The sequence below is a fragment of the Candidatus Methylomirabilota bacterium genome, from assembly GCA_035764725.1.
Lineage (GTDB): Bacteria > Methylomirabilota > Methylomirabilia > Rokubacteriales > CSP1-6 > DASRWT01.
Genome location: DASTYT010000047.1, coordinates 1 through 14,108 on the forward strand (window position 1 = coordinate 1; position 14,108 = coordinate 14,108).

Annotated in this window: 12 protein-coding genes and 2 tRNA genes; 10 read left to right on the forward strand and 4 right to left on the reverse strand. The window is 70.5% G+C overall.

From position 1 onward, the window contains the following. Position 1: 1 nt before the first annotated feature. From VFX14_06955 to VFX14_06970, 4 genes are all read right to left on the reverse strand, one after another. Positions 2 to 77: transfer RNA gene (locus VFX14_06955), tRNA-Glu, on the reverse strand. Positions 78 to 148: 71 nt separating this feature from the next. Next, a tRNA-Gln gene (locus VFX14_06960) sits at positions 149 to 222 on the reverse strand. Between the two features lie 108 nt (positions 223 to 330). Further along, positions 331 to 603 carry an HU family DNA-binding protein gene (locus VFX14_06965; protein ID HEU5189411.1) on the reverse strand — a complete coding sequence of 91 codons (273 nt, stop codon included), beginning with the start codon at positions 601 to 603 and terminating at the stop codon, positions 331 to 333. Positions 604 to 650: 47 nt separating this feature from the next. Beyond that, complete coding sequence (locus tag VFX14_06970) at positions 651 to 4,328, reverse strand: GAF domain-containing protein (protein HEU5189412.1); 3,678 nt, start codon at positions 4,326 to 4,328, stop codon at positions 651 to 653. Positions 4,329 to 4,659: 331 nt separating this feature from the next. Between VFX14_06970 and VFX14_06975 the strand changes: the two genes are divergently transcribed. The 10 genes from VFX14_06975 (at position 4,660) to VFX14_07020 (ending at position 14,099) form a co-directional block, all read left to right on the forward strand. Continuing rightward, on the forward strand, positions 4,660 to 5,565 hold the full coding sequence (locus tag VFX14_06975) for an N-acyl homoserine lactonase family protein (GenBank protein HEU5189413.1): 906 nt from the start codon (positions 4,660 to 4,662) through the stop codon (positions 5,563 to 5,565). A 67-nt stretch (positions 5,566 to 5,632) separates the two neighbouring features. Beyond that, a complete protein-coding gene (locus VFX14_06980; GenBank protein HEU5189414.1) occupies positions 5,633 to 6,577 on the forward strand; it encodes an ABC transporter ATP-binding protein in 945 nt (314 codons plus the stop codon). Further along, positions 6,574 to 7,275: an ABC transporter permease gene (locus tag VFX14_06985; protein ID HEU5189415.1), complete on the forward strand. Its 702-nt coding sequence runs from the start codon at positions 6,574 to 6,576 to the stop codon at positions 7,273 to 7,275. The genes VFX14_06980 and VFX14_06985 overlap by 4 nt, the downstream gene beginning before the upstream one ends. Before the next feature lie 13 nt (positions 7,276 to 7,288). After that, entirely contained in the window at positions 7,289 to 8,818 is a 1,530-nt protein-coding gene (locus VFX14_06990; protein HEU5189416.1) for a Gldg family protein, read from the forward strand. Then, a complete protein-coding gene (locus VFX14_06995) occupies positions 8,803 to 9,357 on the forward strand; it encodes a hypothetical protein (protein HEU5189417.1) in 555 nt (184 codons plus the stop codon). Before VFX14_06990 ends, VFX14_06995 begins: the two co-directional genes overlap by 16 nt. Next, positions 9,354 to 10,418 (forward strand): HupE/UreJ family protein, encoded by a 1,065-nt coding sequence (locus tag VFX14_07000; protein HEU5189418.1) that lies wholly within the window; start codon positions 9,354 to 9,356, stop codon positions 10,416 to 10,418. Before VFX14_06995 ends, VFX14_07000 begins: the two co-directional genes overlap by 4 nt. A 116-nt stretch (positions 10,419 to 10,534) precedes the next feature. Continuing rightward, positions 10,535 to 11,041, forward strand: a complete 507-nt coding sequence (locus VFX14_07005; protein HEU5189419.1) for a permease — start codon at positions 10,535 to 10,537, stop codon at positions 11,039 to 11,041. Between the two features lie 18 nt (positions 11,042 to 11,059). Beyond that, positions 11,060 to 12,517 carry a menaquinone biosynthesis decarboxylase gene (locus tag VFX14_07010; GenBank protein ID HEU5189420.1) on the forward strand — a complete coding sequence of 486 codons (1,458 nt, stop codon included), beginning with the start codon at positions 11,060 to 11,062 and terminating at the stop codon, positions 12,515 to 12,517. Further along, complete coding sequence (locus VFX14_07015; GenBank protein ID HEU5189421.1) at positions 12,514 to 13,374, forward strand: UbiA-like polyprenyltransferase; 861 nt, start codon at positions 12,514 to 12,516, stop codon at positions 13,372 to 13,374. The genes VFX14_07010 and VFX14_07015 overlap by 4 nt, the downstream gene beginning before the upstream one ends. Next, entirely contained in the window at positions 13,371 to 14,099 is a 729-nt protein-coding gene (locus VFX14_07020; protein HEU5189422.1) for a ubiquinone/menaquinone biosynthesis methyltransferase, read from the forward strand. The genes VFX14_07015 and VFX14_07020 overlap by 4 nt, the downstream gene beginning before the upstream one ends. Positions 14,100 to 14,108 lie beyond the last annotated feature (9 nt).

Sequence of the window (14,108 nt, forward strand, 5' to 3'; positions counted from 1 at the left end):
GTGGTGGCCCCAACGGGGTTCGAACCCGTGTTTCAGCCTTGAGAGGGCCGTGTCCTAGACCACTAGACGATGGGGCCGGCCGTGCGTCGACTGCGCGCGTCTACTTGCTCCGCTGGCGTCACACCTCGAGCGCTGCGGAAACGAAAAATGGCTGGGGGAGGAGGGCTCGAACCCCCATTACCAGGGCCAGAACCTGGCGTCCTACCATTAGACGATCCCCCAGCGCGACGGCCATTGTACGTGCCCGTGTTCGCAAGTGTCAAGGCAGCGGGCGGCATTGCGCGTACTGTGTGCGGCCCCGGGCGCGAGCGTTACGGGTGAGCCGGACCGCTAGAGAACGGCGGCCTTCAGCGAGCGGCTCGGCTTGAAGCGCGGTACTTTCTTTGCGGGAATGCGAATCGCGCTGCCCGTGCGCGGGTTGCGACCGTTGCGCTCGGCGCGGCGGCTGACCATGAAAGTCCCGAAGCCGCCGATGGTGACGCGGCGCCCGTGGCGGAGCGACTGGAACACACCGCGCACGAAGGTCTCGAGCGCCTTCTCCGAGGAGACCTTCGATCCGCCGGAGGCCTTCGCCATCGCGGCGACGAGATCGGCCTTGGTCATGCCCTCATCTACCCGATGCGGTGGCGCGAAGTCAAGACCGCGCGCGCTCAGAGGGTGAGGCGCTCGATGGCGGCGAGCAGATCGTCGGCCTTGAACGGCTTCTCGAGCACGGCGATGTGCGCGGACTGGACGAAGGCCCACGCGCCGGGATTGGCGGTGTCGCCGGTGATGAACAGGAAGCGGCCGGCGAGCGCGGGCCGCGCCGCCACCGCCTCGCGATAGAAGGTCTCGCCGTCGCCCGCGGGCATGCGGATGTCGGACACGACGAGATCGTAGTGGGCGGCGCGCACGCGCTCGAGGGCCGCCCGGCCGCCGTCGGCGGTCTCCACCTTCCAGCCCGAGCGCTCGAGCACGGTCGTGACGACCTCGATGATCTCCGGCTCGTCGTCGACGACGAGCGCACTGCGGCCCGATCCCACCGCGCGCGCCCGGTCGGCCGCGCTTGCGGTGGGGGCGGGGCGGCCCGCCGCGTAGCGGGGCAGCAGCACCGTGAAGACGGTGCAACCGGGCTCGCTCACCGCGCTGAGCCGCCCCGCGTGCTGCTCCACGATGCCGTACGACACGCTCAGGCCGAGGCCGGTGCCCTGCCCCACCGCTTTCGTCGTGAAAAACGGCTCGAAGATCCGCGGCAGCACGGCGGGCGCGATGCCCGGGCCATTGTCCTCCACCTCGAGACGCACCCACTCCACTCCACCGATCCAGGTCGCCTCGGTGCGCACGATGATCCGGTCCCCGGACTCCCCGGTGTCGTCGATGGGGCGGGGCCGCTCGGCTCGCGCCTGGAGGATGGCCTGCTCGGCGTTCAGCAGCAGATTCAGGATCACCTGCTGCAGCTGATGCGCGTCGCCCTCGGCAGGCGGCGAATCGGACGCGAACTCCAAACGCACCTCGATGCCCGAGAGGCGGAGCTGCGCCGCGCGCAGGAACAGGGTCTGCTCGATGATCTCGGGCAGGTTCACGGGCCCGCGCGCGGTGGCACGCTGCCGCGAGAACAGGAGCAGCCCCTGGACGATCTTGGCCATGCGATCGCCCTGGGCGACGATCAGCTCGATGGGACGGCGGATCTCGGCCGGTGGATTCTTGGAGAGCATGAGCTGCCCGTGGCCGATCACCACGGACAGGGGGTTGTTGAGCTCGTGGGCGACGCCGGAAACGAGCTGACCCACCGCGGAGAGCTTGGCCGCCTGCACCAACTGGGCCTGCGTGTCCTGGAGCGCGCGCAGCCGCTCGCGCGTCTCCTCGTAGAGGCGCGCGTTGTCGAGGGCGAGCGCCGCCTGATCCGCGAAGGCCTCCGCGAGGGCCACGTCGCCGGGCGTGTACACGCGCCCGGTCTGGTCGCCCACGGTGAGGGCGCCGATGATCTCCCCGCGCACGCGGAGGGGCACGCCGAGGACGGCGCGTGCGTCGCTGCGCTGGCTGTACTGGCGGAGGCCGTCGGTGAGGGTCGTGCGTGCGTCGGAGGCGAAGTCGGACACCCAGACTGACTTACCCTCCTGGACCGCGCGGCCGGCGATGCCCGCGCCCGGCGGCAGCATGTGCCGCGGCCCCACGAAGTCCGGCCCCTCGCCGAACCACGCCACCGCGCGCAGGGAGCCGTCGGGCTCGCGGAGGCGGAGCCGCGCGAAGCTCGCGCTCAGCAGCGGGCACACCCCTTCCACGATGTGGCGGCCCACCGCGGTGACGTCCAGCGTCTCGGTGAGGCTGCGCGCCACACTGGCCAGCTCTTCGGCCTCGAGACGGCGGCGCGTGGCCTCGACGTAGAGGCGCGCGTTCTCGAGCGTGAGCGCGGCCTGATCGGCCACCGCCTGGGCCACGCGCACGTCGCTCTCGGTGAACACACGGCCGGCCAGGTCGCCCACCGACAGCGCGCCCAGGACGGTGTCGCGCGCCACCAGCGGGACCGAGAGGACCGCGCGGTACGTGGCCTGCTCGATGCGGGCGCGCACCTCCGGGGGCAACGTGATGCGCGGGTCGTCCAGGAGGTTCGCCGTGATCACGGGCCGGCGCTCGCGCGCCGCCAGGCTGGCCACTCCGGTGCCGCGCGGAAACACGACGACGCGCCCCTGGGTCGGCCCCACGTCGCCCGAGGTCGCCACCGCGATGATGTCGCCGGAGTCCGGATCGAGACGGTAGAGCCCGGCGGTCTGCGTGCCGATCAGCGCGCGCACGGCGTCCGCGATCTCCTGGGCCATCGCGACCGGGTCGAGCGTCTGCGCGAGCACACGGCCCAGCCCGGCCAGCGATTCCGCCTCGCGCCGGCGCGCCTGGGTCTCCAAGAAGAGCCGTGCGTTCCGGACGGCCAGGGCGGCCTGGGACGCGAACGAGACGAGCAGCTCGCGGCCGTCCTCGCCGAGCCCCTCGCCGCGCCGGAGATTGAGGGTGAGCACGCCGGCCAGCACGTCGCCGGCCACCACGGGCGCGCCGGCGAACGCCGTGAGGTCATTGGCGCGCGCCCAGCTCACCGACTGGATGCGCTCGTCGACCGTGACGTCGTCCACGAAGAGCGGCGCGCGGTTCCGCGCGACCCAGCCCGTGCCGCCCTGCTCGAAGCCGAGTTCCATGGGCATGTCGAGCATGCTCACCGAGGGGTGCACCGTCCACGCACGGCGCACGAGCCGGCGGTTCACCGTGTCGGCGTCCCAGAGCACGACCGCGGGCGCCCCGGTGACCCGGGCCAGCGCCTCCGTGATGTGGCGGAGCAGCGGGGCGAGGTCCAGCTCCTGGATGAGGGCCGCGTTCACCTCGGTCAGCGCGGTGAACCGCCGCTCGCGGGCCGCGAGGCCGGCCACCGCCTGCTCGCGCTCCCGGCTCGCGGCGGCGAACTGCCGGCCAATGAGCCAGGCCACTCCGAGCCCGAAGGCGGTGATCGCGCCGAGACCGAAGAGGTTGGCGCGGAAGCGCGCCGCCGCGGGCCCGTAGGCGACACGCGTAGGGGTGGCCGCCACCACCATCCACGGCGCTTGCGTGAGCCCGGCGGCCCCGGCGAGGTAGCGCGTGCCGTTCTCCGCCCGCCACTCACCCACCCCGTCGCGAAGGCGGATCAGCTCCGAGGCCTCCCGCGCCGCGCCGATCATGCGGCCGACGAGCGGCCCGGCGGGCGTCGTGCTCGCCAGCACCTCGCGCTCGGCGCTCAGCACGCTGAGCGCCACGCCCTCGTGTGTGGACGTGGCGTCGAGGAACGTGGAGAGCTTGTCGAGATCGAGCTCAGCGACGAGGGCCCCCGTGACCTGACCTCGCATCCCCGTGGTCGGCACCACGATGGCTGCCGCCCGCGCCGCGCCCAGCATCCCGGCGCGCGCATCCCCGACCTGCGGCTCGACGCCCTTGAACGCCGCCTGGAAGGCCGGATCGTCGACAAGCCCCGCGAGCGCGCGGGCATCGGGCGGCGCGCTCGAGACGAGCACGCGGCCCTCGGGGGTGGTGGCCAGGAAGCCGGAGACGAAGGGCTGCGTGGCCTGCGCCTGCTCGGTCATCTCGGCGAGGTCGGCGGCCTGCAGTCGATCCAGGACTCGCACCGCCGCGAGCGTCCGGAGGCTCTCGATGCGCCCCGACAGGAGGGCGTCGAGCTGATGCGCGCTCGCGCGCGCCACCGCGAGGAGCGCCTCCTGGGACTGCGCCCGGGCGATGCGCTGGTCGAGCCAGAAGCTCCAGGCGGCGCCCGCGACGAGCAGCGCGAGCACGCCCAGCACGAGGGTGACGAGTTTGGCGCGAATGGTCCAGCGCATGGGGCCGGCCGACGGCCGTCACGCATGAGTATAGTCCACCGAACTGCCAATGCCGCGGTCGCGAAAAACCCGGCGGAACGGGCCAGGTCTCCACGGCCGCCGGCCCGGCACGGCAGGTGACGATCCGCGCGCTACTCGTAGCCGCTGGATGGACCCTTATTGTTCTTGCCGATGCAAAGCCGTGTCACGACCTTGACAACCCTGGTGGCCGCTTCCATACTTCCGCGCGTCGGCCCGGGTCGTGACCGTCGGGAGGAGGCCGGCGGGCTGAATCGGAGTCTTACACGTCGTGTCTTCAGAGCGGAAGTTCGGGACCGCTGAGGAGAGCCGAATGAATCGGAGAATTCTTGGCTTGGTCGCGAGCGTCGCCGTGGCGCTCCTGGTCGTTCCCTCCATCACCCCGGCGCAGAGCCCCGCGCCTGCCGGCATGAAGATGTACGTGTTCAGCTCGGGCGGCCTCACGATCGCGAAGAGCGCGCTCCAGTCCGGGGCCTCGAGCAATCCCATCACCGTGCCGGTCGGCTTCTTCGTGGTTCGGCACCCGAAGGGTAACTTTCTCTTCGACACCGGGAACAACGACAAGATCATCAATGACCCGAGCTACTGGGGACCGTTCATCAAGGGCCTCACGCCCGAGCGCGGCCCCGACGTGGCCATCGACACGCAGCTCAAGAAGATCGGGCTGACCCCCGACGACATCAAGTACGTGGCCGTCGGGCACATGCACCTGGACCATGGCGGCAATGTCTGCAAGTTCCCGAAGGCGATCTTCCTCGTCCAGAAGGACGAGATGAAGAACGCCGCGTGGCCTGAGCCCGGCACCGCCGGCCCGTACGTCCCGGGCGACGTGGCCTGCCTGCGGAACGACATGGGCGAGGCGCTGCCGAACAAGTACAAGATGGAGCAGCTCACCGGTGACCTCGACGTGTTCGGCGATGGTAGCGTGGTGCTGAAGAGCTGGCCGGGCCACACTCCCGGTAGCCAGATGGCGATCGTCCGTCTTCCGAAGACCGGGACGGTGATCCTGACCAGCGACAACGTCTACTTCTCCGAGAACGTCACCAAGAATCTACTGCCCGACATCTCGCTGGCCTACAATCCGACGGGCATCCTGAATGCCTACGAGTACATCCGGACGATGCAGGGTCGGGAGAACGCGAGCTTCATGACCGCCCACGATCCGGACGGTCCCGCCGGGAAGGCGCGCTCCACCCACGCCCCGCAGGTCTTCGAGTAGACGGCCGGAACGAACCCACGCACCGTCGGACGGCGAGACCGTCCGGCGGTGTCGTCTTCTGCTCCGCATGCCTCCGCTGATCGCCGTCGAGCAGCTCAGCAAGTGGTATGGCTCCCGCCTGGCGGTCGATCGAGTCTCCCTCGAGGTCGAGCGCGGCGAGGTCATGGGTCTGCTCGGCCCGAACGGCTCGGGCAAGACGACGATCCTCCGGATCCTGACCGGCTACCTCCATCCCAGCGAGGGCGCGGTCCGCATCGCGGACCTGGACATGGTGGCCCGATCGCGCGAGGCCCGCGCGCGGGTAGGCTACGTCCCCGAGGACGTGCCTCTCTACGAGTGGATGCGGGTCCGCGAGTTCCTCCGATTCATGGCGCGGCTGCGCGGCCTCCGGGGCGGCGCGGTGAGCCGCGCCGTCGAGGCCGCGGTCGAGCGTCTGGCGCTCGGAAGCGTGCGCGACCTGCTCATCGCAACGCTTTCCCGGGGATACCGACAGCGCGTCGCGATCGCGCAGGCCCTTCTCGGAGATCCGGCGGTCCTGGTGCTCGACGAGCCCACCAACGGTCTCGACCCATGGCAGATCATCGAGATGCGCGGTCACATCCGAGCCCTCGCGGGCGCCCACGCGGTCCTGGTCACGTCGCACATCCTGGGCGAGATCGAGCGGGTGGCGGACCGAGTGGCGGTCCTGCTCGCCGGCCGGCTTCTGGGCGTGCATCGCCTCCGGACGGATGGCGTCGACGCTCGACTTCGTCTGCGCGTCCAGGGTCCCGTCGAGGCGGTCCGCGCCCGGCTCCAGGAGATCCCCGGCGTGCAGGCGGTGACGGTGGAAAGTACCCCCGCGCCGGACGTCAACAGGTACCTGGTGGAGAGCCGGGTGGGACCGAACGCAGACCGGATCGCCGCAGCGCTGATCGCGGCCGGCTTCGGCCTCCTCGAGATGACCACGGCTCCCCGGGACCTGGAAGCGCTGTTCCTCGAGCTCACGGGCCAGGCTCCGGAGGCGATCCGGTGAGTCACCTCGGCACCCTGCTGCTGAAGGAGGAGCGGGCCGTCTTCTCCTCGCCGATCGCCTACTCCACCGTCGCGGTCTACCTCCTCCTGATGGGCTATACGTTCACCGCGGTGCTCTTCCTCAACCGCACCGGAGATCTCGTGCGCGTCTTCTTCCAGGCCGCGGTGCTGTTCCTGCTCATCGTGCCGGTGGTGACCATGCGTCTGTTCGCGGAGGAGCGGCGCGCCGGCACCCTGGAGCTCCTGCTCACCGCGCCGGTCCGGGAGATGGACATCGTGGTCGCCAAGTTCCTGGCCGGGCTCACCCTGCCGACCCTGATGCTCGTCCTGACCGCGAGCTACGCGATCGTCCTCGGCGTCTACGGCGATCCGGACTGGGGGCCGATCTACAGCGGGTTCCTCGGGCTCTTCCTCCTCGCGGCGGGCTTGACCGCGGTCGGGCTGCTCGCCTCCAGCCTGGCCCCGAACCAGATCGTGGCGGCGATGGCGGCCATGGGCGTCGGCATCCTGCTGTGGATGATCGACACCCTCGGCTACCTCCTGCCCGACCCCTTCGATCGGATCGTCTCCCACGCCTCCCTGGTCGCGCACTTCACGCCCTTCGCCACCGGCGCGATGTTCCTGTCGGACGTGGGGTTCTTCGTCACCCTCGTCCTGACCGGGCTGTTTCTGAGCAGCCGCGCACTCGCCCGCCGATAGGCCGGCGATAGGGATGGATCGTCTCGACGTCGTCAACTCTCTCTGGTTCGTGGCTTGGCTCGCGGCCCTCGCAACGCTCTTCGTCCTCGGGGCCCGGCTGCCCTTGCAGCCCCGCCTGCGACGGCCGCTGGCCCTCGCCTATGGCGCCGGGATCGTCCTGGCCACGCTCGGCATCGCGGTGCTGGCCAACGTGGCCCTCGTGCTGCACGACGCGCACTTCGACCTCACCCGCGAGGCCGTGTTCACGCCGTCCCGGCAGGCCGAGCAGGTCGTCGACCTGCTCCGACGCGACGTCAAGCTGACCTATTTCTACCAGGCTCAGCACCAGGAGGGGCGCCGTGCCAAGGACATGGTGGAGGTGCTCGGGCGGCGTAATCCCCGCCTGCACGTGCGCACCGTCGACCCCGATAAGCAGCCGAGCGTGGCCGACACCTACGGGGTGCGGATCTACAACGCGGCGGTGCTGGAGAGCGACGACCGCCGCATTCAGGTCTTCAGCACCGACGAGAACCAGATCGCGCTGGGCATCCTCCGCGTGCTGCGGGAGCGCGTCACCACCGTCTGCTTCATCGAAGGGCACAACGAGTATCCGATGGAGAACTTCGAGTTCCACACCCACTTCGAGGGGGTGGCCGGCCATGGGCACGGCGAAGGCGCCTCCGCCCTCGTGCAGATGCGCTCCCACGGAGCCGGGCGCTTGCGCCGCGCGCTGGAGTCCTTCGGCTACGACGTCCGCAAGGTCGTGACCGGGGCGCGGCCCGAGATCCCATCCGACTGCGCGGCGGTGGTGGACGTCAATCCCCGCACCACCTATCTCCCCGCCGAGAGCGACGCGCTCTTCGATTACCTGGCTCGGGGAGGCGCCGCGGTGCTGATGTACGACCTTGGGTTCGTGCTCGAGCCCCGGCTACGGGCCGGGCTCGCGCAGCTCGGCCTGGCCGTCGACCAGAACGTTGTGATCGACCCGCTCGACCACTACTCGACAGATCCCGAGGTCGTCGCGATCCCGGTCTACGAGCCGCACCCGATCACGCGCGGCATCGCCCTCAGCTTCTTCCCCGGCGTTCGCTCGCTGACCTTGGGGCCGCCGCCGCCCGGCGTGACCGCCAAGATCCTCTTCGCGAGCAGCCCCCAGAGCTTCACCCAGCCGGTGAAAGTCGTGAATGAGCTCGCATCCAACGGGAGGGACGCGGCCCGCTCCGCGCCCGGCCAGCCGGGCCGGCGTCCCCTCGCGGCGGCCTTCGAGGGCTCGTGGCCCGGACAGCCAGCGGGGCCGCGGCCGTTTCGCCTGGTCGTGGTCGGCGACGGGGATTTCGCGAGCAACTCGTTTCTGCCCTACATGTCCAACGGCGATCTGTCCCTCGCCATGATCCGCTGGGCGGCCCGCGAGGAGCAAACCCCGACCGTCACCACCCGCATGCCAGTGCCGCCGCTGGTGCTCCTGACCAAGTCCCAGATGCAGCGGATCTTCCTCCTGATCGAGGTCCTGCTCCCGCTCTCGGTGGTGGGGGTGGGGGTGATGGTGTGGTGGAGACGGCGATAGGGCCGAGCCGCCGCGTACTGGCTCTGCTGGGCGCGCTCCTCGCCTTGGGCGTGCTCGCGGCGATGGTGGTCTCCGGGCAGCTCCCGGAGAGCAAGCAGTTCGTGAAGTTCACCCCCGCGGGGGTGATGAGCGAGCAACCCGCCGAGATCGACGGCGTGGAGGTGCGGACCGCGGCCGGTCGCTGGCGGTTCGTCCGCGCCGCGGACGGCTGGCGCGACGGCGCGCGGCCCTTGCCCTCGGGCCTGGCCGCCCATCTGGACGCGTCCATCAAGTTCATGCACGTCTCGGCCCCGGTGCGGGTGATGGAGCCGGCGGAGTGGGTCCCCATCGGCCTGCGGGAGTTCGGGCTCGATCCCCCCGGATTCGTGGCCACGCTCTATCGCGGCGAGACCCGCGTGCTGGAGGCCGCCTTCGGAGCCCCGAACCCCCAGCAAGTACTGCAGTACATGAAGCTGGTGGGGCACGATCAGGTCTATCTCATGTCGCGCTTCATTGGAGCCGAGTGGGAAGAGTTCATCCGCGACTCCACCCGCGGATGAGCACCCTATCCCTCCGACACGCGCTCGGGGCCCTGCTGTTCCTCGCCGTGCCCGCTGCCGGTCTCGCCCATACCGGCGGTACCACCGGGTACGCGGTGATCACGGTGAGCCGGGGCACCGTCCGGTACGAGGCGACGCTCGCCACCGCCGTCCTGCCTTCAGACCTCGCGGAGGCGCTCCGTCTCGCCCAGGGGGGAGACGCGCCGAGCCGCGAGCCGCTCCTCGACCTCGTGCGGAAGCACATCGTGCTGCGGGCCGGCGACGTCCGCTGCGAGCCGGGGCCCGGCGAGGTCGTTCCCGGGGCCTTCCCGGCCCCGACTTTCACGATACGCGTGGACTTCGCCTGCGGGCGCGCGCCGCGGGAGCTGACCGTCCAGGACAACACCTTCGAGATACTGGGTCCGGACCACCACACTCTCGCCCGGATCGAGGCGCCGGGGGGCACGCAACAGTTCGCGTTCGCCCCCGAGACACGCGTCGGTCACTTCCCCATAGAGGCCGTACCGGAGACCTCCCGCGCGACGGGCAGCTTCGTGCTCCTGGGCATCCATCACATCCTGAGCGGCTACGACCATCTGCTCTTCGTGATTGGGCTGCTGCTGCCGGGCGGGGACCTGCTGTCGCTGGCCAAGATCATCACCGCGTTCACGATCGCCCACAGCGTGACATTGTCGCTGGCGGTGCTGCAGGTGGTCACCCTGCCCGATCGCCTCATCGAGGCGGTGATCGCGCTCTCGATCGCCTATGTCGCGGCCGAGAACCTGGTCGGCCGGCCTGCCGTCTCCCGCCGCTGGCTGGTCAGCTTCTGCTTCGGGCTGGTCCACGGCTTCGGCTTCTCCTCCGCCCTCCGCGAGCTCGGCTTGCCCGCGCACGGCCTGCTGCTCTCCCTCCTCGGCTTCAACGTCGGCGTGGAGCTGGGCCAGGCCCTCGTGGTCGCGCTCTGCTTGCCCCTGTTGATCGTGCTCCGCCGCACCCGCTGGTCGCACGCGGCGGTCGTCACCTCGTCCGCCGCGATCCTCGTGGTCGGCCTCGTGTTGTTCCTGGAGCGCGCGTTCCTCTGATTTTCGCTGCGCGTGGCCCGAGCGCGCGCGCTGGGGAATTCGGGCCACGCGCGGCGGGGGGCCGGCCGACGGCCGCCACGCATGAGTATGGACGACTCTGGCGTATAATCGCCCGCATGGCGCGCGCGTCGTTCGATGTATCCTTCGTCGTGCTCGCGGCGCTCGCCCTCGTCACCGCCGCGCTGGCCTACCTGAAAGACCCCGGGCTACCGGCTATCGGTGCGCGCAACGGCCTCGCGCTCCTCTGGTTCATCATTCCCCGGCTGGTCCCCGCGCTGATCCTGGCCGGCATGCTGCAGGTGCTGATCCCGCAGGAGACGGTGGCGCGCTTCTTCGGGCGTCAGTCCGGCCTCACCGCGATCTGCGTGGCGAGCGTGGCCGGCATGATCACTCCCGGCGGCCCCATGGTGAGCGTGCCGCTGCTCGTGGTGCTCGCCAACTCGGGGATGGCGCTGGGCCCCCTGGTCGCCTACATGACCTCCTGGTCGCTCTTCGGCCTGCAGCGCATCATTGCGTGGGAAGCGCCGCTGATGGGCTGGCACTTCGTGGGCGTGCGCGTCGCGTCGAGCGTGATCTTCCCCGTCCTCGCGGGGTGGCTGGTGACGCTCTACTACCATGAGTGAGGGGGCCCGGTAGCCGGCGTGGCTTTCGGCGATCTCCGCGAGTTCGTCGCCCACCTCGAGAAGACGGGCCAGCTCCGCCGGATCAGCGCGCCCGTCTCGCGCGATCTCGAGATCACCGAGATCACCGACCGCGTCTCCAAGCGCCCGGGTGACGGCAACATCGCCCTGCTGTTCGAGACCGTCGAGGGGTTCTCGATGCCGGTGCTGATCAACGCCTTCGGCTCGCCGACACGCATGGCGGCGGCCCTAGGCGTGGATCGGCTCGCGGATCTCTCCGCGCGGGTCGCCAAGCTCCTCGATCTCCGCATGCCGGGCTCGCTCTTCGACAAGCTGCGACGCCTCGGCGACCTCTTCGACCTCGCCAAGGCCGGTCCCAAGCGCGTGCGCACGGCGTCCTGCCAGGAGGTCGTGGAGACCGATCGGCCGAACCTCGGGACTCTCCCCGTGCTGCGCTGCTGGCCGGGCGACGCGGGACGCTACATCACGCTGCCGCTCGTCTTCACCCGCGATCCCGCGACCAAGGCCCGCAACGTCGGCATGTATCGCCTCCAGGTGTACGACGAGCAGACCCTCGGCATGCACTGGCAGATCCACAAGGGCTCCGCCGAGCATCAGCGCGTGGCCGAGGAGCGGGGCGCGCGGCGGATGGAGGTGGCCATCGCCCTCGGCGGGGATCCCGTGTCGATCTACGCGGGCTCGGCGCCGCTGCCGCCCAGCGTGGACGAGATGGTGTTCGCGGGCTGGCTCCGCGGCGGCGGCGTGCCGATGGTGGCGTGCAAGACCGTCGACCTCGAGGTGCCGGCGGAGGCCGAGATCGTGCTCGAGGGCTGGGTGGACCCGGCAGAGCGGCGGGTGGAGGGGCCGTTCGGCGATCACACCGGCTACTACTCGCTCGCGCGCGAGTACCCCGTGTTCCACCTCCAGGCCATCACGCGCCGGCGTGCTCCCATCTACCCGACGACGATCGTGGGCCGCCCGCCGCAGGAAGACTACTGGCTGGGCAAGGCCACCGAGCGCATCTTCCTGCCGATCATCAAGATGATGCTGCCCGAGATCGTGGACATGAACATGCCGGCGGAGGGCGTGTTCCACAATCTGGTGATCGTCTCGATCCGCAAGCGCTATCCCGGCCAGGCGCGCAAGGTGATGTACGCGCTCTGGGGGCTCGGGCTCATGATGCTGGCCAAGAACATCCTGGTCGTGTCCGAGCACGTGGACGTCCAGAACCTCTCCGAGGTCACCTGGCGCGCCACCGGGAACGTCGACCCCAAGCGCGATCTCGTGCTCGTCGACGGCCCCGCCGACGACCTCGACCACTCCGCGCTTCGCCACCGGTTCGGCGGCAAGCTCGGCATCGACGCCACCGAGAAGACGGCGGCTGACGGCATCGGGCAGCCCTGGCCCGATGAGATCGTGATGACGCCCGAGATCCGCGAGCGCGTCACCCGGCGCTGGACCGAGTTCGGGCTCTCATGAGCCGCGGGACGGGCGCCCTCCGCCACTTCCTCGACGCCATCAAGTTCGAGCACACCGTCTTCGCCCTGCCCTTCGCCTACATTGCCATGGTGCTGGCGGCCGACGGCTGGCCCGGCTGGCACGTGCTCGTCTGGGTGACGCTCGCCATGGTGGGCGCGCGCACCCTGGCGATGTCGGTCAACCGCCTGGCGGATCGCTGGATCGACGCGAAGAACCCGCGCACCCGCGGGCGTCACCTGCCGGCGGGCCTCCTGTCGGCGGCGCAGGTGACACTCGCCGCGGTGGCCGCCGGGGCCCTGCTGCTCGCCTCGGCCTGGATGCTCAACCCGCTCTGCCTGGCGCTGTCGCCGCTTGCCGTCCTCTTCCTCGTGGGCTATTCCTACACGAAGCGCTTCACCTGGCTCTCGCACTGGATCCTCGGCTTCACCGACGGCATCGCCGCCGCGGGGGGCTGGATCGCCGTGCGGGGCGCCTTCGAGCCGCCCGCCTTCATCCTCTGGTTCGCGCTGACCGTGTGGATCGGCGGCTTCGATCTCATCTACGCCTGCCAGGACGTCGAGTTCGACCGCGCGGAGGGCCTCCACTCCTTCCCGGCGCGCTTCGGCATCGCCGCCGCGCTGCGCACCGCGCAGGCGTGCCACGTGCTGACGGTGGCCGCGTTCGCGCTGTTGGGCTGGACGCTCTCCCTCGGCTTCCTCTACTGGGGCGGCGTCGGGGTGGTGGCGGCGCTGCTCGTCTACGAGCACTCGCTGGTCTCACCGGGCGATCTCTCGAGGCTGGACATGGCCTTCTTCAACGTCAACGGCTACATCGCGGTGATCCTCTTCGCGGCCGTCCTCGCCGGGCGCTGGGCATGAGCTCCGCTTCGCGCGATCTCGGCGTCGGGCCCGACAAGGCGCGGTTCGTGAGCGAGATGTTCTCGCGCATCGCGGGACGCTACGACCTCATGAACGGCCTCATGACGTTCGGCATGCACCACGCGTGGCGCCGCATGGCCGCGCGCCAGACCATCGCCTGCCCCGACGGCCCCGCGCTGGACCTCGCCACCGGCACCGGCGACCTCGCGCTCGAACTGCGCGAGATCCACCCGCATCGCGACATCATTGCCGCGGACTTCGCCCTCGGCATGCTGCGCGAGGCGGTGACGAAGGTGCGCCAGGTGGGCGCGGCCGAGCGCGTGCGCCTGGTCGCCGGCGACGCGCTCGCCCTGCCCTTCGCCGACCGCACCTTCGCTTGCGTGACCTCCGCCTTCCTGCTTCGCAACCTGGCGGACCTCCGCCAGGGGCTGGCCGAGATGAAGCGCGTGACCCGCCCCGGCGGCCGCGTGGTCGCGCTCGAGATCACCCAGGCCACGCTGCCCGGCTTCCGCTCGCTGTTCCGCCTCTACTTCAACCACCTGGTGCCGCGCATCGGCGGGCTCATCGCAGGCGATCGCGAGGCCTACACCTATCTCCCCCAGTCCGTGGACCGCTTCCTCACCCCCGCCGGACTGACCAGTCTCATGGGCGAGGTCGGGCTCCGCGCCGTGAAGGTCCAGCGCGTCGGCATGGGCACGGTCTGCATCCACACCGGCGTCGCGTAGACTGATCGC